We start from the raw sequence: 18,718 nt of genomic DNA on the forward strand, positions 1-18,718 counted from the left end.
GGGAGTCGAAAGACTCCCGTTTTCATGTCCCCGACCCCATATTGGGCGGTAGCAGTTACCGCAGTGACATCCGGAGCAAACCTAATGAGCGACAAGTTCGACGTCATCGTCATCGGTGCGGGCCCCGCGGGCTATGTGGCCGCGATCCGCGCCGCGCAGCTGGGCCTCAAGACCGCCGTGGTCGACGCCTTCGTCGGCAAGGACGGCAAGGCCGCCCTCGGCGGTACCTGCCTCAACGTCGGTTGCATCCCGTCGAAGGCGCTGCTGGATTCGTCCAAGCAGTTCCACAACCTGACGCACAACTTCAAGGATCACGGCATCACCGCCGAGAATCCGCAGATCGACATTGCGACCTTCATCGGCCGCAAGGACAAGATCGTCAAGCAGTTCACCGGCGGCGTGACCATGCTGTTCAAGGCGAACAAGGTCACCTCGTTCTTCGGCAAGGGCAAGCTCCTCAAGGGCAACCAGGTCGAAGTCACCGGTAACGACGGCACGGTACAGACTATTTCCGCGACCAACGTCATCCTCGCGTCGGGCTCGGTGCCCATCGAGCTGCCGTTCGCGAAGTTCGACAACACGCATATCATCGACAACACCGGCGCGCTCGACCTCACCGCCGTGCCCAAGCGCATGGGCGTGATCGGCGCCGGCGTGATCGGCCTCGAGCTCGGCAGTGTGTGGAAGCGTCTGGGTTCGGACGTCACCGTGCTGGAAGCGCTGCCGAAGTTCCTCGCCGTGGCCGACCAGGACATCGCCAAGATGGCCGCCCGCGAGTTCGCCAAGCAGGGCCTGGATATCAAGGTCAATGCCAAGGTCACGGCCGCCGAGGTCAAGGGTGACGAAGTCCACGTCAGCTACACCGACAAGGACGGTGCCGCGCAGTCGCTGATTGTCGACAAGCTGCTGGTCGCCGTCGGCCGTCGCGCCTATACCGCCGGCCTGCTGGCCGACGACACGGGCGTGAAGCTCGACGAGCGCGGCCGCATCGTGGTCGACGAGCACAATCACACGGGCGTCGATGGCGTCTGGGCTATCGGTGACGCGGTGCGCGGCCCGATGCTTGCGCACAAGGGTTCCGAGGAAGGCGTCATGGTCGCCGAGCTCATCGCTGGCAAGCCGGGCCACATCAACCTCGACACCGTGCCCTGGGTCATCTACACCGAGCCGGAAATCGCCTGGGTCGGCAAGACCGAAGAGCAGCTCAAGGAAGAAGGCATCCCGTACAAGACCGGCGCCTTCCCGTTCGCTGCCAACGGCCGTGCCGTGGCGATGAACGAAGGCATCGGCCAGGTCAAGATGATTGCCCACGCCGAAACCGACCGTATCCTCGGCGTGCACATGGTCGGCCCGGTCGTCTCCGAGCTGATCCACGAGTGCGTCGTGGCGATGGAGTTCAAGGGTTCGTCGGAAGACCTCGCCCGCATCGTCCACGCGCATCCGGCCCTGTCGGAAGTGGTGCACGAGGCCGCCCTGTCGGTCGACAAGCGCGCCATCCACAAGGGCAACTGATCGCCTGTGTGACCGAAGCCCGCTCATGCCGTTAGCATGGGCGGGCTTTGTCGTTTCTGGGTGTGGTGTGGTTACCAGAAGGTGCTTTGTGTGGGAGCCGATTCATCGGTGATAGGCGCCTCGGCGTCACCGCTCCGTTGGCTTTTCGCCGATGAATCGGCTCCCACAACCGCGCATCTTCCGGTAAGCACACAGGAGACTCCTTATGCGTGACATCAAATCCCTTTGCGTCTACTGCGGCTCCAGCAGCGGCGCAAACCCGGAATACACCGAGGCCGCGAAAGCCTTCGGTACCCGCCTGGCGAAAGAAGGCATCGCCCTCGTTTACGGCGGCGGCAAGGTGGGCCTGATGGGCAGCGTGGCCGACGCGGTGCTCGCCGCCGGCGGTCGCGTCATCGGTGTCATCCCGCGTCAACTGGTCGAAAAGGAAGTCGCCCACACCGGCCTTTCCGAGCTGCAGGTGGTCGAGACCATGCATGAGCGCAAGACGCGCATGTACGAACTCTCCGATGCCTTCGTCGCCCTGCCCGGCGGCTTCGGCACCATGGACGAAATGTTCGAAATGCTCACCTGGGCGCAACTCGGCCTGCACAGCTACCCTTGTGCCTTCCTCGACGTTCGCGGTTTCTACGCGGGGCTTTCCGCCAGCATGGACCACATGGTCGCTGAGGGCTTCGTCAAGAAGAACCAGCGCGACCAGGTCTGGTTCGGCGCCAGCATCGACGCCTTGTTCGACTGGATGAAGCACTACGAGTCGTCATACACGCCAAAGTGGATCACCTCCGACGCCGTCTGATCCGCCAATCGGAGGCTCGAATACCGACCCAAAACCTTGTCAAAACAGGTTTTGGCCGTTCCACCATTGATACAAGCGCGCCGGCCGGTAGAATGAGCGCACGCCAGAGGCGCAACGCGCGACGTTTTTACGTCACCGCAGCATTCGAGACGGCCGCCTGGAAGGCGGACGTCACCAAGGACAACGCATCGGGCCTGGTCCCGGGGGAAAGTGAATGGCTCGTATCCTGATCGTCGATGATTCGCCGTCGCAGCTGCTGGGCATCAAGCGCATCGTTGAGAAACTGGGCCATGAGGCCATCACGGCCGAGGACGGTGCGCAGGGCGTGGAAGTCGCCAAGCGCGAACTCCCCGACCTTATCCTGATGGACGTGGTCATGCCGAACCTCAACGGATTCCAGGCCACGCGTACGATCAGCAAGGAAGAGACGACCAAGCACATCCCGATCATCCTGGTGACCACCAAGGACCAGGACACGGACAAGGTCTGGGGCCTGCGCCAGGGCGCCAAGGACTACGTGGTCAAGCCGATCAAGGAAGAAGAACTGGTCAAGGCGCTCAAGGAGCACCTGCCGGGGTGATGGAACCTGCCGGGCTGATGGAGGCGGCTTCGCCGCGGTGGTTCTGATTCGCCGATAAATCGGCTCCCACGGAGCACGCTACGTAGCCGGGCCCGCTTGGTGGGAGCCGATTCATCGGCGAATGAAAAGACAGCGGCGCAGCCGCCGCTACTACCCCTGCCGCGGATCGAACGCCGCAAACGCATCCTTGAATTCCGCGTACGCCGCCTGCTCCTCGTGGGTTTCAGGTACCGGCACGCGAATTTCCAACACGACGATCTGATCGCCCGGCTCCGAGCCCGGCAGGCCGCGCCCCTTCAGGCGTAGCTTGCGGCCCGACTGCGAGCCCGCGGGGATACGCAGGTCGACATGACCACCCAGCGTCGGGACCGGCACCGTGGCGCCCAGGGCGGCCTCCCAGGGTGTAATCGGCAATGTATGCGTCACCGTGCGGCCTTCCAGACGGAAGCGGGCATCGTCGCGGATGCCGATCTCGAGCAGGAGATCGCCCGAGGGACCACCGCCCATACCCGCGTGCCCCTGCCCGCCGAGGCGAATGGTCTGGCCTGGCGTGATGCCGGCCGGAATCTTCACCTCGAGCACGCGCTCGCTGCCCGAGGCGTCGTTAAGCACCACGCGCGTCTTGCCGCCGTTGAAGGCGGTCTGCAGGTCGGTCTCGATCTTCGCCTGGATGTCACGGCCGCGCCTAGCCTGCGACTGCTGCTGCCCCCGGCCACGGCTGCCGCCACCGAACAGGCTTTCGAAGAAGTCGCTGAAATCGCCGCCACCGCGGCCGCCCATGTCGCCGAAGTCGTAGCTTCCGCCGCCCTGGCCAAAGCCCGGAGGCGGCCGGAACTGCTCACCCTGGCGATAGCCGCCGGCGCGGAGCTGGTCGTAGGCCCGGCGCTTCTCAGGGTCCTTCAGCGCCTCGTTGGCCTCGTTGATCGCCTTGAACTTGTCCTCGGCGCCCGGCTCCTTGTTCTTGTCCGGATGGTACTTGCGGGCGAGCTTGCGGTACGCCGCCTTGATCTCGGCGTCGGTCGCTTCGGGCTTCACCCCAAGGGCTTCGTAATAATCCTTGAACTCCACAGGCTCTCCCGGGCTTGTGTCAAAAACAAAAAGCAGAATGCCCGCGGTGGCGCATGTCCACCGCGGGCCAGTTTACAAGCTTAGAGCGAATCAGCCCGCGGCGTTGATCTCAATACGCCGCGGCGCGCTCTGCGCCTTCTTCGGAATCGCAATTTCCAGCACACCGTGGGCGCCCGAGGCGGTGATGCCCTCGGCGTTGGCGCTTTCCGGCAGGGTGAAGCTGCGCTTGAAGGCGCCGGTGGCGCGCTCCACGCGGCTGAACTTGCCTTCGGTCTCGCTGGCAAACGCCTTGCGCTCACCCTTGATGCTGAGCACGTTCTTTTCCATCTCGATCTCGATGTCGGCGAGGTTCACGCCAGGCACATCGGCAAGAATCAGGAAACGGCCGTCCTCTTCACGAATGTCCACGTGCGGCGCCCAGGCGCTCTGCGTGGCGGTGACCGGCGCGGCGATCTCGTTGCCGAAGAGCTGTTCGAAGACGTTGCGGACGTCGCTGCCGAACACCGGCGCACGACGGAACGACACATGACGAAGCTGGTTCATCTGTTTGACTCCCAAGAAGTTTTTCGGCCATGTGGCCGTCTGGAAACAAACATATGACCGACCCGCCCGGATTCAAGTGCCGCTGCCCGCCGCAGCGGGTGGGCCCGACACAGCGTTCGCGCTAAGCTCGGTTATCTCTCCTCGCAAAGGAACTCCCCATGACCATCGCAGTTGGCGACACCCTTCCGGATCACACGCTTACCCAGTTCGGCGATGGCCTCGAGACGATCTCGAGCACCGACGTCCTCGGCAAGGGAAAGGTCGTCGTTTTCGCCGTGCCTGGCGCGTTTACGCCCACCTGCTCGAACAAGCACCTGCCCGGCTACATCCAGCACATGGAAGATTTCCGCGAGCGCGGCATCAAGGTTGCCTGCGTCTCGGTCAACGATGCCTTCGTCATGCATGCCTGGGGCATTTCGCAAGGCGTACCCGACGACCTGCTGATGCTGGGTGACGGCAATGCCACGTTCGCCAAGGCCCTTGGACTGGAACTGGACGGCACGAAAAACGGCATGGGCATCCGCGCGAAGCGTTTCGCCATCTATGCCGAAGACGGCGTGGTGAAGATCGTGCACGTGGAAGCGCCGGGCGAGTTCCGCGTGACCTCGGCCGAAGCGATGCTCGAGGCCATCGACGCCTGATCTTGGTTCCTTGCAGGAGCCGATTCATCGGCGATGGATGCTCGCGACAACATGGCCCGCTGGCGCGGGATCGCCGATGAATCGGCTCCCACAAAGCTCCCCCGCGCCCCATGCGACGACGCAAAAAAAACCCGCCTTTCGGCGGGTTTTTCGTTTTTACGCTTCGGTCGGCTCGTCACCGTCACCGGTGGGGCCGCTTTCGATCGGCGGCAGATCGGCAGCGACGTCACCGTCGATGACTTCGCCCTCACCTTCGATCTCCAGCTCTTCTTCGGCTTCCAGGCGAACCACGCCGATGAGCGTTTCGTCCTTCGGCAGCTTGATGAGCGTCACGCCCTGCGTATTACGGCTGAGCTGCGAGACTTCCGACACGCGCGTGCGGACCAGCGTGCCCTGGTCGGAGATCAGCATCAGCTGCTGCGTCTCGGTGACCTGGGTAGCCGCGACGAGGTTACCATTGCGGTCCGAGCACTGGATGGCGATGACGCCCTGTGTGCCACGGCCCTTCTTCGGGAACTCGTCGAGCGCGGTGCGCTTGCCGAAGCCGCGTGCCGTCGCGGTGAGAATGTTGCCATCACCCGCGGCCACGATCAGCGAGACCACTTCCGCATCTTCAGCCAGGCGCATGCCGCGCACACCGGTGGCGGTACGACCCATCGAGCGGACCGTACCTTCGTCGAAGCGCACCGACTTGCCGTTGGAGGCGAACAGCAGCACGTCGCTCTCACCGCCGGTCATCGCGACATCGACCAGGGCATCGCCCTCGTCGAGGTTGATGGCGGCCTTGCCCTTCTGCAGCTGGAACGCGAACTCCGTCAGCGGCGTCTTCTTTACCGTGCCCTTGCGGGTGGCGAAGAACACGAAACAAGTCGGATCGTATTCGCGCACCGGCAGCAGGGCCTGCACTTTCTCACCCTCACCCAGCGGCAGCAGGTTCACGATCGGCTTGCCACGCGCACCCGGGCCGGCTTCCGGCATCTGGTACACCTTGAGCCAGTAGACGCGGCCGGTGCTGGTGAAGGTCAACAGCGTGTCATGGGTGTTGACCACCCAAAGCTGCTGCACGACGTCTTCGTCCTTCAGGGCCGAGGCCGAGCGACCCTTGCCGCCACGCTTCTGCGCGCGATAGAGGCTGGCCGGCTGGCGCTTGATGTACCCGGTGTGCGAGAGCGTCACCACCACGTCTTCCGGCGCGATGAGGTCGAGCACGTTCAGGTCTTCCTGCGAGTGCTGGATCTCGGTGCGACGGTCGTCGCCGTAGTCGGTGCGGATCTGCTCGAGCTCTTCGCGGATGACTTCGAGCAGGCGCGACGGGTTCTCGAGGATTTCGATGAGCGCGCGGATCGTGTTGAGGATCTCGCGGTATTCGTCCGAGAGCTTTTCCTGCTCAAGGCCGGTGAGGCGATGCAGACGCATCTGCAGGATTTCGGTGGCCTGGGCTTCGGACAGCTGGTAGCCGTTCTCGTTCAGGCCATCACGTGGATCCATGTCTTCCGGACGCGATGATTCGGCACCCGTGGCGGCGAGCAGCGCCTTGACCAGGCCCGGCTCCCAGCGACGGGCGACCATACGCTCGCGCGCCTCGGACGACGACGCGGAGGTACGGATCAGCTCGATCATCTCTTCGATGTTGGCGAGCGCGACCGTGAGGCCTTCGAGGATGTGCGCGCGCTGGCGTGCCTTGCGCAACTCGAAGATGGTGCGGCGCGTGACGACTTCGCGGCGATGGCGAATGAAGGCCTCGAGGATATCCTTGAGGTTCATCAGCTTGGGCTGGCCGTCGAGCAGGGCCACCATGTTGATGCCGAAAGTCACCTGCAACTGGGTCTGCTGGAACAGGTTGTTCAGCACGACGTCGCCCATGGAATCGCGGCGAATCTCGATGACCACGCGCATGCCGTCCTTGTCGGACTCATCGCGCAGTTCGCTGATGCCCTCGAGCTTCTTTTCCTTGACCAGCTCGGCGATCTTCTCGATCAGGCGAGCCTTGTTCACCTGGTACGGCAGCTCGTGGACGAGGATCGTCTCGCGGCCGTTGGCCTCGGTTTCGATCGACGTGCGCGCACGCACGAGGATGCGGCCGCGACCGGTGCGGTATGCCTCGACGATGCCGGAGGAGCCGTTGATGATGCCGGCGGTCGGGAAGTCCGGGCCGGGAATGAAGGTCATCAGCTCATCGACGCCGAGCGAGGGATCCTCGATCAGGCCGAGCACGGCGTTGATGACTTCAGTCATGTTATGCGGCGGGATGTTCGTCGCCATGCCGACCGCGATACCTGCCGAACCGTTGACGAGCAGGTTCGGCACGCGGGTCGGAAGGACCAGCGGCTCGTGTTCGCTTTCGTCGTAGTTCGGCCCGAAATCGACGGTTTCCTTGTCGATATCGGCCATCAGCTCGTGCGTGAGGCGCGCCATGCGCACCTCGGTGTATCGCATGGCCGCGGCGTTGTCGCCATCGACCGAACCGAAGTTGCCCTGGCCGTCGACGAGCATGTAGCGCAGCGAGAACGGCTGCGCCATGCGAACGATCGTGTCGTAAACCGACGCGTCGCCGTGCGGATGGTATTTACCGATCACGTCACCGACCACGCGGGCCGATTTCTTGTACGGCTTGTTCCAGGCGTTGCTCAGCTCGTTCATGGCGAACAGTACGCGTCGATGTACCGGCTTGAGGCCGTCGCGTACGTCGGGCAGTGCGCGCCCGACGATGACGCTCATCGCGTAGTCGAGATAGCTCTGGCGCATCTCGTCTTCGATGTTGACGCGGATGACTTCTTTGGCGAGTTCTGCCATCAATCGGCTTCCTGGATATCCATCAATAGGCCCCCGCCGGCCGCGCGATTCGCGGTATCGCGACGCGGCCGACCCAACCCGTCAATAGTAGCACAACGGGCGTTGAAAAGATAGCTAAAAGTCGTTTTAAATCAATGACTTACGCAGGTGTCTTGGTGGCACCGAAAAGCAGTGTCCTGGCAAACAGGAAATTCGCCACGGAACCACCCACCGAGCCTGCCGCCACAGCCACCGCGGGCCAGGCACGAAGCGCGGGGAACGCCTCGAAAACGAGGATGTAGATGCCGTTGTTTATCACCGCGCCGACCGCCATCAGGCCCATCCAGCGAATCCATTCGGCGCCCTGGCTCCGGCCAGAATCCCGTTGCGCGAATGTGTGGTTACGGTTCCACCACCAGGTGACCGTCGCGGCGCTGAGGAACGAAACGACGCGCGCGGTGTACACGTTCCACCCGGCCATGCGTACCAGTCCCTGGGCGATGCCTGCATCCACGATGAAACCCAGCAGGCCACCCACCGCGAAAAGCACGACTTCGCGGCGCAGACGACTCACGGGAACAGGATCCGCATCTGTTCTTCGTCGGGCTTGAGGATCACGCCGCGCTCGGTGACGATCGCGTCGATCAGTTCTGCCGGCGTCACGTCGAAGACCGGATTCCAGGCGTCGGCGCCTTCGATCACCGTGCGCGTACCGGCCACCGAGAGCAGCTCGGCGGCATCACGCAGCTCGATCTCGATGTCCTCACCGGTGGCGGTCGCCATGTCGACCGTGGTCGACGGTGCCACCACCATGAACTTCACGCCATGGTGGCGCGCCGCGATGGCGAGCTGATAGGTGCCAATCTTGTTAGCGGTGTCGCCGTTGGCGGCGATGCGATCCGCACCGACGATCACCCACTTCACCTTGCCGTCCTTCATCAGGTGCGACGCCGCGGAATCCGCGATGAGTTTGGACGGAATACCGTCACGCACGAGCTCCCACATGGTGAGGCGCGCGCCCTGCTGCCAGGGACGGGTCTCACCGGCATAGACCTGCTCGATGTTGCCCATGGCGACGCCGGCGCGGATCACGCCAAGGGCAGTGCCATAGCCCGCGGTGGCGAGCGAACCGGTATTGCAGTGGGTGAGCACGTGCGAGCCCGCTTCGATCAGCGAGGCACCGAGTTCACCCATGTGACGATTCGCGGCCAGGTCTTCATCCTGGATGGCCTGCGCTTCCATCTCTAGAGCGGCGGCGTCGACACCTTCCAGCACACGCCGGTTCATGCGATCCAGCGCCCACATCAGATTCACCGCCGTCGGTCGCGCGGCGCGCAAGGTAGCCATGGCGGTGACGAGGTTTTCGCCTGTCTGTGCGGCTAACACGACGCCCCAGGCCGCGGCGATGCCGATCGCCGGCGCACCGCGTACGGCGAGCTCACGAATGGCGCGGGTCACGTCACCCGAATTCCGGCTGTCGAACCAGATTTCTTCCGCCGGCAGGCGACGCTGGTCGAGAAGGCGAAGGCGATCGCCCTGCCACTGCACGGCGCGAATGGAGTCGTGGGAGTCGTTCGTAGTCATGCCGCCATTATCGCATCTGTAGAAGCCGATTCATCTGTAGAAGCCGATTCATCTGTGGGAGCCGATTCATCGGCGATGCTCTTCCAGCTCCCCATCCACCTGATTAACAAAAACCAGCACCCCGATCACCGCCATGTAAAACCGGAACGCCCCTTCCTGACCGTTCCACACCTTCGATTGCCACATGGCGAACCACTCGCCGCCGACCACCATGAAGCCGAAGAACCAGACGACGAAGCCGAGGCCGCAGCCTGCCACGACCCAGCGTTTAGCCGCCTGGAAATCGGACGCCCGCTGCCGGCGCGCGCGCCACAGGACGACACCGCCCCACAGGAGCAAAACACCGGTCGCCGCCTCACCCGCGATGATCAGCACGTAACCGACGTGCCACATCCATGGCCGGGTGATCGCACGATCCAGCAGCGCGTTCTCCGGGAACGTCGTATCCATCGACAGCACATGCTGCACGAAGGCGAAGTTGGAGCCGTAGTCGACGAGGTTGTCGTACGCGACCACGAGCGCAAAAGCGGCCAGGGTCAGCGAGAGGAGGATCTTGGTCACGCGCGCGGTCATGCGAAGCACTCCATGCCTGGGAACCGACTAGCGTTTGGCCAGCCAGTCGTGAATCGCCGGCGGCACCTGGGCCTGCGCCCTGCCGGAGACGTAAATACCGATATGCCCGCCCTTGAACGCCAGGGCGGTGTAATCCTTGCTGCCAATAGCGCCAGCCATCGGCGTGGACGCCGCCGGCGGCACCAGATGATCCTGCTCAGCGTAGATGTTCAGCACCGGCTGGGTGATCTTCTTCAGGTCGATCACCTTGCCACCGATGCGTGCCTCACCCTTGATCAACTGGTTCTTCTGGAAGAAATCGCGCGCGAATTCGCGGAAGGCTTCACCGGCCTGATCGGGCGAATCGAAGATCCACTTCTCCATGCGAAGGAAGTTTTCCACTTCCTTCGGGTTGTCGAGGATGTCCACGAGGCCGACGTACTTCTGCTGGTTCAGGCGAACCGGCTTGAGCGTGAGGTAGGCGAAATTCATCACGTCCGCCGGCACGTTGCCGTACGTGTCGACAAACAGGTCGATGTCGATGTTGCGGGCCCAGTGCGACAGCATGTTATCGGGTGTGTGGAAGTCTACCGGCGTCACCATGGTGACCAGGTTGCGCACCTTTTCCGGGTGCAGCGTGGCGTAGCAGAGCGAGAATACGCCGCCCTGGCAGATGCCAAGCAGGTTGAGTGATTCAAGCGCGTGACGCTGCCGGATCACATCGATGCAACGATCCAGGTAGCCGTCGATGTAATCCTCGAGGGTCAACCAGCGGTCGGCGCCATCGGGATATCCCCAGTCGATGAGATACACATCCTCGCCCTGGGCGAGCAGGTTGCGCACCATCGATCGATCTTCCTGGAGGTCCACCATCCACGGTGTGTTGACCAACGCGTAGCAGATCAACAGGGGCGTTTTCGCCGTCGGCTTCTTCGCGCCCTTGAAGTGCCAGAGGGTGAGCTTGTCTTCGGTATACACGGCCTCGCGCGGCGTCGTGCCGAGTTCGATCGGGCCGACGTGCTTCAGCGTTTCCATGCCCGCTTCGAGCTTGCGACGGAACGCTTCGACTTCCGCACGCGCACTCTCCGGATCGAACGAAAACGGGTTGCCGCTCATCGCGCCCTACCCTTCTTCACGGCCGACTTCGCGCCCCGCAACGCAGCCACCTCGGCACGCAGAGACTCCACTTCCGCCACCAGCCCATGCATCTGCCGTAACTCACGACGCATCGCCTGCAAACGCTCACCAAGGCTATCGACCTCGGTACGCGTCGGCATGCCAGCCTGCCGTGTGAGGCGCTCCACCTGCTTCTGCTGCAACACCTTCAGGCGCATCTGCGCATTCACGAGCGCGGCGTAGACCTCGCGGAATTCGCCGGACAGCGCGGCCTCGCCGTAATTCTCTTCGGCAAGATTCACCCAGCGGTCGTAGACCGAGCGCATGGATTCGGCATCCGTCGGTGCTGACTGCTCGCGAAGGGCGGCACCGGCACGCTCGTTAACGCCCTGCAGCAGGGTCTGGAAACGTGCGTAGTGTTCGACGTAATCGATCCAGGCACGGAACAGGGCCTGTTGCTCTTCCTGTTGCTCGCGCGTGAGGCCGAAGGCCGGCATGGACAGCGCCTCGCGCGCCATTTTGGCCCACTCGTCGAAACGTTCGGTACCCGGCTGCGGCATCTCGGCACCGGCCGGGGCGCCGTAGCCAAAAGGCGCCGCGCCCGGTGGCGGCCCGTAACCGAACGGAGTGGCTCCCGGCCCACCAAAGGGCGGCACACCGCCCATGGCAAAGGGGACGGCACCGGGCTCGCCGGCAGCCATCGAGCGCATCCAGTCGCCATACCCGGTCAGGCCGCTGAACATCCGTCCCATGATGTCGGCGGACGGCGAAGCGGTCGACGACTGACTGGCGGGATCGAACTGGCGCGACCATGTTTCCAGGCCAGCTCGCACAAAGGCCTGGTATTGGTCGATGAAGTCGGTGGATTTGTCTGCCATGCGGGTATGGTACGGCACGAAACGAGCGGACGCGCCGGTTCGTCAGGGTGTGATCGTGAAGACGGCTTGCTGGCTGGCCCTGGAGCTACCCCCCACCCACACGGTGTACTGGGTCGGCTCGACAACCTCGACGCTTTTCGCGTTCCAGAACGACAATTCCGAAAAGCCCAGCCGGAACGTGACCTGCCTGGACTCCCCGGGCTGCAGCTCGACACGCTGGAAGCCCTTCAGGCTGCGTATCGGCTGTTCGATGCTGGCACCGAGGTTGCGCACGTAAAGCTGCACGACTTCGGTGCCCGCACGCTGGCCCGTGTTCGTCACGGTGGCGGACACGGTGACCACATCGTTAGCGCCCGTACTCTTCGCTTCCGCCAACGGTACGTTGGCGCGTGACACCTGGACGTCTGAATAGCCGAAGGTGGTGTAGGACAGGCCGTGGCCGAAGGCGTAGAGCGCATCGTTGGGCACATCGATATAGCGCGAGATGAACGCCGTGTCTCGGGAAGGCGGCTTCGCGAGGTCGGCATCGCCCGGCGGGCGACCGGTCGGAAACTGATCGTAGTAAAGCGGCTCCTGTCCTACCGCACGAGGGAAGCTCATGGTCAGCTTGCCACTGGGTGCCACGTCGCCAAACAGGACGTCCGCTACGGCATTGCCTGCCTCCGTGCCGGGAAACCACACGGCCATGATCGCAGGCACATGTTGGTCGGCCCAGTCGAGCACCAGCGGGCGCCCCGAGAACACCAGCAAAACCACGGGTTTTCCGCTGGCAACAATTCGCTTCAGGAGTGCCTGCTGGTTGCCCGGCAGGTCCAGTTGCGCCCGCGAACCCGCTTCACCACTCATGCGCGACGATTCGCCAAGCGCCATCACCACCACATCGGCCTGGGCTGCCGCTTCGATCGCTTCCGCGAAGCCGGCCTCTGACCCCGTCTCGACGTCGGTGCCGCGCGCGTAGAGCAACTCGCCACCTCGCGCCTTCATGCGTGCGGCAAGGCCACTGCGCAACGTGACGACGTCGGGGAAATGCTGCGCACCACCCCAGGCGCCTTGCATCTCGCCGGCCGCATCGGCCAGCGGTCCGATCAGTGCCAGCTTCTTTACGTGGCTATCCAGAGGCAGCACCGGGGTCACGCCCTGCCCGCCATTCTTCAGCAGGACGAAGGATTCCCCGGCTGCGCGCCGTGCGAGAGGCCGATGCGCTTCCACCGCCTGCGTTACCTCGGTGCCGCGCGCATACGGATGTTCGAACAACCCCAGTGCGAACTTGACGCGCAACACGCGTCGCACGGCCTCGTCCACGGTGGCCATGGACAGCCTTCCTTCCTCGAGTAGCTTCGGAATCTGGGTGTCGTAGAAGTGGCTCATCATGTCCACCTCGACACCAGCCTGCAGCGCTTTCCGTGTCGCGGTGGCGGCGTCCAGCGCCACGCCATGATGAGTCAGCTCCATCACCGCCGTGAAGTCGCTCACCACGAAACCGTCGAAGCCCCATTCCTTTCGCAGGATATCCGTCATGAGATAAGCATTGGCCGTGGCGGGCACACCGTTGAGCGCGTTAAACGCGCTCATCATCGTCGCCGCACCCGCATCCACGGCCGCACGATACGGCGGCAGGTACACCTGGCGCAGGCGGATGTCGGACATATCCGTGGTGTTGTATTCGCGCCCCGCCTCGGCCGCTCCATAAGCGGCGAAATGCTTGACGGATGCCGCCACACTTTCCGGATCGGCCAGGTCACTGCCCTGGTACCCGCGAACATAAGCGCGCGCCATGGCGGCACCGAGGTAGGCATCTTCGCCCGCACCTTCGGTCGAACGGCCCCAGCGCGCATCACGCGAGATGTCGACCATGGGCGAGTAGAACCATTTCACTCCCGCCGTCGTTGCCTCCACGGCGGCCATACGAGAGAGCTCCTGCACCAGCGATGGGTCCCACGTCGCGGACAGGCCGAGCGGTACGGGGTAGATGGTGCGATAGCCGTGAATGATGTCGGCGCCGAACAGCAGCGGGATGCCGAGCCGGCTATGCAGGGCCGCCTCCTGAAACTGGCGGGTCTTCGCGGCACCAGTCACGTTGAGCATCGAGCCCAGTTCGCCCCGGCGTGCCAGCGCGAGTGCATCGACCTGTGTCTGCGTTTCCGGGTTAACGGCAATAGCGTCGCCATCCTTGGGTATGGAACCGCCAGTGGCACCGTATTGCACCAGCTGCCCGATCTTCTCCGCCAGCGTCATGCGGGCCAACAGCGCATTCACCTGCCGCTCGATCCGCGGCGATGCCAGTTGCCCGTTCGATACCGGGACGGCCGGGTCATCGACGGCAGCTGTGGCGTTGGCCAAAGCGGTCAGCGTGAGGGATGCGCTCAGAAACAGCGCAGGCAGGCACAGGCGATGACGGAGCAGTGAGCTCATGCATTCTCCGGGAGCAAGCCGCCGGCTGGCGACGGGAACGAACCGGGAATGTAAACGTTTACATGCCTCCTGGTAAACCGCAGAAAGGATGTGGGAGCCGCTTCAGCGGCGATCCCGCAGCAGCAGGCCAGCACAGGCAAACCTTCGCCGCTGAAGCGGCTCCCACAAGTACGCGGCAACTGTCCAAAAAAAACCCGACATCTTTCGATGCCGGGTTTTTTGGAGACACGTCAGGCGATGGTTCAGCCCGTGACGTTCTCGTCTTCGGTGACAGCCTTCATCGACAGGCGGATACGGCCCTGCTTGTCGACTTCGAGGACCTTGACCTTGACGATGTCGCCTTCCTTGAGCTTGTCCGAGACCTTCTCGACGCGCTCGCTGGAGATCTGCGAGACGTGAACGAGACCGTCCTTGCCCGGCATGATCGTGACGAATGCACCGAAGTCCATCAGCTTGGCGACCTTGCCCTCGTAGATGCGGCCCGGCTCGACGTCCGAAACGATCTGCTCGATGCGCTTGCGCGCGGCTTCGGCGGCTTCGCGGTTGACCGACGCGATGACCACGTTGCCGTCATCGGTGATGTCGATCGTGGTGCCGGTCTCTTCGGTGATCGAACGGATGGTCGCGCCACCCTTGCCGATGACTTCGCGGATCTTGTCCGGGTGGATCTTGATCGTGAGCAGGCGCGGTGCGAACTCGCTCATTTCCGAGCGGGCTTCGGTGATGCACTTGGCCATTTCGCCGAGGATATGCAGGCGACCGCGCTTGGCCTGGGCCAGCGCCGTGCGCATGATTTCTTCGGTGATGCCGTCGACCTTGATGTCCATCTGCAGCGCGGACACGCCATCGGCGGTACCGGCTACCTTGAAGTCCATGTCGCCGAGGTGATCTTCATCACCGAGGATGTCGGAGAGCACGACGAAGTCGTTGCCTTCCTTCACCAGGCCCATGGCGATACCGGCGACCGCCGACTTCAGCGGGACGCCCGCATCCATCATGGCCAGCGACGAACCGCAGACCGAAGCCATCGACGAGGAGCCGTTCGACTCGGTGATTTCCGAGACGACGCGGATGACGTACGGGAACTCTTCGATCGTCGGCTTGACAGCCTGCACGCCGCGCTTGGCGAGACGGCCGTGGCCGATTTCGCGACGCTTCGGGCTACCGACGCGACCGGTTTCACCGACCGAGAACGGAGGGAAGTTGTAATGGAAGAGGAACGTGTCCTTCCACTCGCCTTCCGGCGCGTCGATGAGCTGCGAGTCACGGGTGGTGCCGAGCGTGGCAACGACCAGGGCCTGCGTCTCACCGCGGGTGAAGAGCGCCGAACCGTGCGTGCGCGGCAGGACGCCGACGCGCACCGAGATCGGGCGGACGTCGTCGAGCTGGCGGCCGTCGATGCGGACCTTCGTGCTGAGGACGCCGTCGCGCAGGGTGCGGTACTCGACTTCGCCGAAGGCGTTGCCGATGTCGCCATCGGTCCAGCCATTGGCTTCGGCTGCGGCGGCGATGGTCGTCTTCACGTCGCTCTTGAGCGCGCTGACGACGTCACGACGGGCGAGCTTGTCGCGGATCTGGAAGGCTTCGGTGAAGCGGTTGCCGACGGCGGCCTTGACCGCGTCGAACAGTGCCGTCTTGGCGACCGGAGCGTCCCACTTGAACGTCTTGACGCCGGCTTCGGCGACGAAGGCGTTGATCGTGTCGACCGCGAGCTGCATCTGCTGGTGACCGAACACCACCGCGCCGAGCATGACGTCTTCGCTGAGCAGCTTGGCTTCCGACTCGACCATCATCACGGCGCTGGACGTACCGGCGACGACGAGGTCGAGGTCGGAGGTCTTCAGCTGTGCTGCGGTCGGGTTGAGGATGTACTGGCCATTCGCGTAACCGACGCGAGCCGCGCCGATCGGGCCCTTGAAGGGCACGCCGGCGAGGCGCATCGCAGCCGAAGCACCGAGCAGCGCCGGGATGTCACCGTCGACTTCCGGGTTCAGCGACACAACCTGTGCGATGACCTGGATTTCGTTGCGGAACTCTTCCGGGAACAGCGGACGAAGCGGACGATCGATCAGGCGCGAGGTAAGCGTTTCCTTCTCGGTCGGACGGCCTTCGCGCTTGAAGAAGCCACCCGGGATGCGACCCGCGGAGTAGAACTTCTCCATGTAGTCGACCGTGAGCGGGAAGAAGTCCTGGCCGTCACGCGCCTTGGGGGCAGCGACGACAGTGACCAGAACGACAGTGCCGCCCATGCTGACCATGACCGCACCGGATGCCTGGCGGGCAATTTCGCCCGTCTCCAGTGTGACTTCGTGACTACCGTACTGGAATGACTTGGTTACTTTCGCCACCGTGATCTCCTCGTCCTGTTCGTTTTAGCGGCGCAGGCCGAGACGTTCGATCAGGGTCTGATAGCGACCCAGGTCGTTTGCCTTCAGATAGGAAAGCAGCTTCTTGCGCTGGTTGACCATCTTCAGCAGGCCACGACGCGAGTGGTGGTCCTGCTTGTGAGCCTGGAAATGGTCCTGCAGCTGCAGGATGTTGGCGGACAGCAGGGCGACCTGGACTTCGGTCGAGCCGGTGTCATTTTCCTTGCGGCCGAAATCCTTGATGATCTGACCGGTCTGTTCGGGGGTAAGCATGTGAATCGATTCCTTAAAAGCGGGTGCGAAGCTTGCGCAACCTCAGCGGTCCGCTGAAGTTGCGCAAGCTTCGCAAAGTGTTGAATGCTATGAAACGAGCACTCTATTGTAACGTCGTGCGCGTAGCGGCAACAAGCCCGGTCAAGCGGTCGGGAGGTTGAGACCCCGAAGCACCCGGAGCAGGCCGTCGTCGGCGATTTCCCCTAGCGCCATGAGACGCCCGTCCACACCCCAGACAGCGCAACGCCCTGATTCCACACCCTGCCCCAGCGGAACAGGCTGACCGAAGCCGAAAATCCGGGTCTGCTCGGGATCAAGTTCCACCCGGGGGATATGTGACAGTCCGGCATCGACCGGTAACAGGCAGGCTTCGAGCTGGTCCGGCCCCGTCTCAGCGGCCTCGCGCAGGGCTTCCAGCGTGATCATCGGCGGCTGCATGAACGGTTCGACCCACAGACGACGCAGTCCGGTCAGATGCGCGCCGCAACCTAGGTTGGCGCCAAAATCGACCGCAAGGCTGCGCACATAGGTTCCGGAGCCACATTCGACGTGCAGGCGGATGGTATCGCCCTCGCGCCCGGTCACCTGGAGCTGGTAGACGTCGACCTCACGGGCCGGCACGTCCACCGCCTCGCCACGCCGGGCTCGCACGTAAAGGGGTACGCCGTCCTGCTTGATCGCCGAGTAGGCCGGCGGGATCTGCACGATGTGGCCACGAAGTGGCGCCAGGGCGGCCTCGATCGTCGCGTCATCCAACATTGGCACGGGACGCGTTTCGACCACATCTCCTTCCAGATCAGCGGTCGTCGTGGTCGTGCCCAGCCGCACCTCGGCTTCATAGGCCTTGCGCGAACCGAGCAGCCAGCCGGCCAGCTTGGTCGCTTCGCCGAAGCACAGCGGCAGCAGCCCGGTGGCGAGCGGATCGAGGCTGCCCGTATGGCCACCCTTGGCCGCGCCCACGAGCCGACGTGCCGTCTGCAAAGCCTGGTTGGAACTCAGGCCGAGTGGCTTGTCGAGCAGGAGGATGCCGTGGATGTCACGGAAGGTTCGGCGGTTCATAGATAGAAATTACGGCATGGGACAAAAATGTAGGAGCCGATTCATCGGCGATCCCGCGCCAGCGGGCCAGTTTGCCGCGAGCACCCGATCGCCGATGAATCGGCTCCTACAAGAGCATCGCCGCTGAAGCGGCTCCCACATGCCCTTTGTCAGTCTTCTTTGGGCTCGTCGGCCGGATCGGCCGGGGGAACCGGATTTTCACGCAGCAGGCGCTCGATGCGTTCACCCGTATCGACGGACTCGTCGTACTTGAACTTCAGCTGGGGCACCTTGCGCAGGATCATGGACTTCGACAGCGCATGGCGGAACTCGGGAGCGAGCTCCTTAAGCGCTTTCATCACCACCGGCGACTCTTCAGGCTTGAGCGCCGTGACCCACACGGTGGCCCAGTCGAGGTCGCGGGTTACTTCTACATCCGACACGCTGGCCGAAGGCAGCGCGTAGTCGCGCACGGCGGCATGCAACAGTTCGCTGATTTCGCGGCGAAGCTGGGCGGACACGCGGTCGGTACGCTTGAAATCACGGGACGGCATATCCGCCTCCAGTTTTTGATAGGTGCACTAACG

17 protein-coding genes are annotated in these 18,718 nt (G+C 63.6%); 4 read left to right on the forward strand and 13 right to left on the reverse strand.

The window, feature by feature from the left end:
- The first annotated feature begins 84 nt into the window (after window positions 1–84).
- The 3 genes from lpdA to pilH all read left to right on the forward strand — a co-directional run bounded on the left by lpdA (window position 85) and on the right by pilH (window position 2,888).
- On the forward strand, window positions 85–1,512 hold the full coding sequence (gene lpdA, locus C8J98_RS14285; protein ID WP_107913874.1) for a dihydrolipoyl dehydrogenase: 1,428 nt from the start codon (window positions 85–87) through the stop codon (window positions 1,510–1,512).
- A gap of 205 nt (window positions 1,513–1,717) precedes the next feature.
- Window positions 1,718–2,308 (forward strand): TIGR00730 family Rossman fold protein, encoded by a 591-nt coding sequence (locus C8J98_RS14290; protein ID WP_107913875.1) that lies wholly within the window; start codon window positions 1,718–1,720, stop codon window positions 2,306–2,308.
- Window positions 2,309–2,522: 214 nt separating this feature from the next.
- Window positions 2,523–2,888, forward strand: coding sequence for a twitching motility response regulator PilH (gene pilH / locus C8J98_RS14295; protein ID WP_107913876.1), 366 nt, complete (start codon window positions 2,523–2,525; stop codon window positions 2,886–2,888).
- 150 nt (window positions 2,889–3,038) lie between these two features.
- Here the strand turns inward: pilH and C8J98_RS14300 are convergent, their stop codons facing one another.
- Complete coding sequence (locus C8J98_RS14300) at window positions 3,039–3,956, reverse strand: DnaJ C-terminal domain-containing protein (protein ID WP_107913877.1); 918 nt, start codon at window positions 3,954–3,956, stop codon at window positions 3,039–3,041.
- 90 nt (window positions 3,957–4,046) lie between these two features.
- Window positions 4,047–4,499, reverse strand: coding sequence for an Hsp20/alpha crystallin family protein (locus C8J98_RS14305; protein ID WP_107913878.1), 453 nt, complete (start codon window positions 4,497–4,499; stop codon window positions 4,047–4,049).
- Between the two features lie 158 nt (window positions 4,500–4,657).
- Between C8J98_RS14305 and C8J98_RS14310 the strand changes: the two genes are divergently transcribed.
- Complete coding sequence (locus tag C8J98_RS14310) at window positions 4,658–5,140, forward strand: peroxiredoxin (protein ID WP_107913879.1); 483 nt, start codon at window positions 4,658–4,660, stop codon at window positions 5,138–5,140.
- Window positions 5,141–5,296: 156 nt separating this feature from the next.
- Here the strand turns inward: C8J98_RS14310 and gyrA are convergent, their stop codons facing one another.
- The 11 genes from gyrA to rbfA all read right to left on the reverse strand — a co-directional run bounded on the left by gyrA (window position 5,297) and on the right by rbfA (window position 18,685).
- A complete protein-coding gene (gene gyrA, locus C8J98_RS14315) occupies window positions 5,297–7,933 on the reverse strand; it encodes a DNA gyrase subunit A (protein ID WP_107913880.1) in 2,637 nt (878 codons plus the stop codon).
- A gap of 139 nt (window positions 7,934–8,072) precedes the next feature.
- Complete coding sequence (locus tag C8J98_RS14320; protein ID WP_107913881.1) at window positions 8,073–8,486, reverse strand: GtrA family protein; 414 nt, start codon at window positions 8,484–8,486, stop codon at window positions 8,073–8,075.
- Window positions 8,483–9,496, reverse strand: coding sequence for an S-methyl-5-thioribose-1-phosphate isomerase (gene mtnA / locus C8J98_RS14325; protein ID WP_107913882.1), 1,014 nt, complete (start codon window positions 9,494–9,496; stop codon window positions 8,483–8,485). Before mtnA ends, C8J98_RS14320 begins: the two co-directional genes overlap by 4 nt.
- Window positions 9,497–9,562: 66 nt before the next feature.
- Window positions 9,563–10,069: a DUF2165 domain-containing protein gene (locus tag C8J98_RS14330; RefSeq protein ID WP_107913883.1), complete on the reverse strand. Its 507-nt coding sequence runs from the start codon at window positions 10,067–10,069 to the stop codon at window positions 9,563–9,565.
- Between the two features lie 27 nt (window positions 10,070–10,096).
- Complete coding sequence (locus C8J98_RS14335; RefSeq protein ID WP_107913884.1) at window positions 10,097–11,164, reverse strand: class III poly(R)-hydroxyalkanoic acid synthase subunit PhaC; 1,068 nt, start codon at window positions 11,162–11,164, stop codon at window positions 10,097–10,099.
- Entirely contained in the window at window positions 11,161–12,042 is an 882-nt protein-coding gene (locus C8J98_RS14340) for a poly(R)-hydroxyalkanoic acid synthase subunit PhaE (protein ID WP_146171641.1), read from the reverse strand. The genes C8J98_RS14335 and C8J98_RS14340 overlap by 4 nt, the downstream gene beginning before the upstream one ends.
- Before the next feature lie 42 nt (window positions 12,043–12,084).
- On the reverse strand, window positions 12,085–14,454 hold the full coding sequence (locus C8J98_RS14345) for a glycoside hydrolase family 3 N-terminal domain-containing protein (protein WP_107913886.1): 2,370 nt from the start codon (window positions 14,452–14,454) through the stop codon (window positions 12,085–12,087).
- A gap of 242 nt (window positions 14,455–14,696) precedes the next feature.
- The gene (gene pnp / locus C8J98_RS14350; RefSeq protein WP_107913887.1) at window positions 14,697–16,802 is read right to left on the reverse strand and encodes a polyribonucleotide nucleotidyltransferase; all 2,106 of its coding nucleotides are present in this window, start codon (window positions 16,800–16,802) and stop codon (window positions 14,697–14,699) included.
- A 24-nt stretch (window positions 16,803–16,826) separates the two neighbouring features.
- Window positions 16,827–17,093 (reverse strand): 30S ribosomal protein S15, encoded by a 267-nt coding sequence (gene rpsO / locus C8J98_RS14355; protein WP_046981277.1) that lies wholly within the window; start codon window positions 17,091–17,093, stop codon window positions 16,827–16,829.
- A gap of 141 nt (window positions 17,094–17,234) precedes the next feature.
- Entirely contained in the window at window positions 17,235–18,152 is a 918-nt protein-coding gene (truB, locus tag C8J98_RS14360) for a tRNA pseudouridine(55) synthase TruB (RefSeq protein ID WP_107913888.1), read from the reverse strand.
- 149 nt (window positions 18,153–18,301) lie between these two features.
- On the reverse strand, window positions 18,302–18,685 hold the full coding sequence (rbfA, locus tag C8J98_RS14365; protein WP_071925061.1) for a 30S ribosome-binding factor RbfA: 384 nt from the start codon (window positions 18,683–18,685) through the stop codon (window positions 18,302–18,304).
- Window positions 18,686–18,718: the final 33 nt, after the last annotated feature.

The organism is Luteibacter sp. OK325, from assembly GCF_003050935.1.
Classification (GTDB): Bacteria; Pseudomonadota; Gammaproteobacteria; order Xanthomonadales; family Rhodanobacteraceae; genus Luteibacter.

Excerpts from the sequence above, each read along its gene's own strand:
- C8J98_RS14290 (WP_107913875.1), top strand. The coding sequence starts at position 1,718 with ATGCGTGACATCAAATCCCTTTGCGTCTACTGCGGCTCCAGCAGCGGC.
- pilH (WP_107913876.1), top strand. The coding sequence starts at position 2,523 with ATGGCTCGTATCCTGATCGTCGATGATTCGCCGTCGCAGCTGCTGGGC.
- C8J98_RS14305 (WP_107913878.1), bottom strand. The coding sequence starts at position 4,499 with ATGAACCAGCTTCGTCATGTGTCGTTCCGTCGTGCGCCGGTGTTCGGC.
- C8J98_RS14310 (WP_107913879.1), top strand. The coding sequence starts at position 4,658 with ATGACCATCGCAGTTGGCGACACCCTTCCGGATCACACGCTTACCCAG.
- mtnA (WP_107913882.1), bottom strand. The coding sequence starts at position 9,496 with ATGACTACGAACGACTCCCACGACTCCATTCGCGCCGTGCAGTGGCAG.
- rbfA (WP_071925061.1), bottom strand. The coding sequence starts at position 18,685 with ATGCCGTCCCGTGATTTCAAGCGTACCGACCGCGTGTCCGCCCAGCTT.
- gyrA (WP_107913880.1), bottom strand. The coding sequence starts at position 7,933 with ATGGCAGAACTCGCCAAAGAAGTCATCCGCGTCAACATCGAAGACGAG.
- C8J98_RS14340 (WP_146171641.1), bottom strand. The coding sequence starts at position 12,042 with ATGGCAGACAAATCCACCGACTTCATCGACCAATACCAGGCCTTTGTG.
- truB (WP_107913888.1), bottom strand. The coding sequence starts at position 18,152 with ATGAACCGCCGAACCTTCCGTGACATCCACGGCATCCTCCTGCTCGAC.
- lpdA (WP_107913874.1), top strand. The coding sequence starts at position 85 with ATGAGCGACAAGTTCGACGTCATCGTCATCGGTGCGGGCCCCGCGGGC.
- C8J98_RS14335 (WP_107913884.1), bottom strand. The coding sequence starts at position 11,164 with ATGAGCGGCAACCCGTTTTCGTTCGATCCGGAGAGTGCGCGTGCGGAA.
- rpsO (WP_046981277.1), bottom strand. The coding sequence starts at position 17,093 with ATGCTTACCCCCGAACAGACCGGTCAGATCATCAAGGATTTCGGCCGC.
- C8J98_RS14345 (WP_107913886.1), bottom strand. The coding sequence starts at position 14,454 with ATGAGCTCACTGCTCCGTCATCGCCTGTGCCTGCCTGCGCTGTTTCTG.
- C8J98_RS14330 (WP_107913883.1), bottom strand. The coding sequence starts at position 10,069 with ATGACCGCGCGCGTGACCAAGATCCTCCTCTCGCTGACCCTGGCCGCT.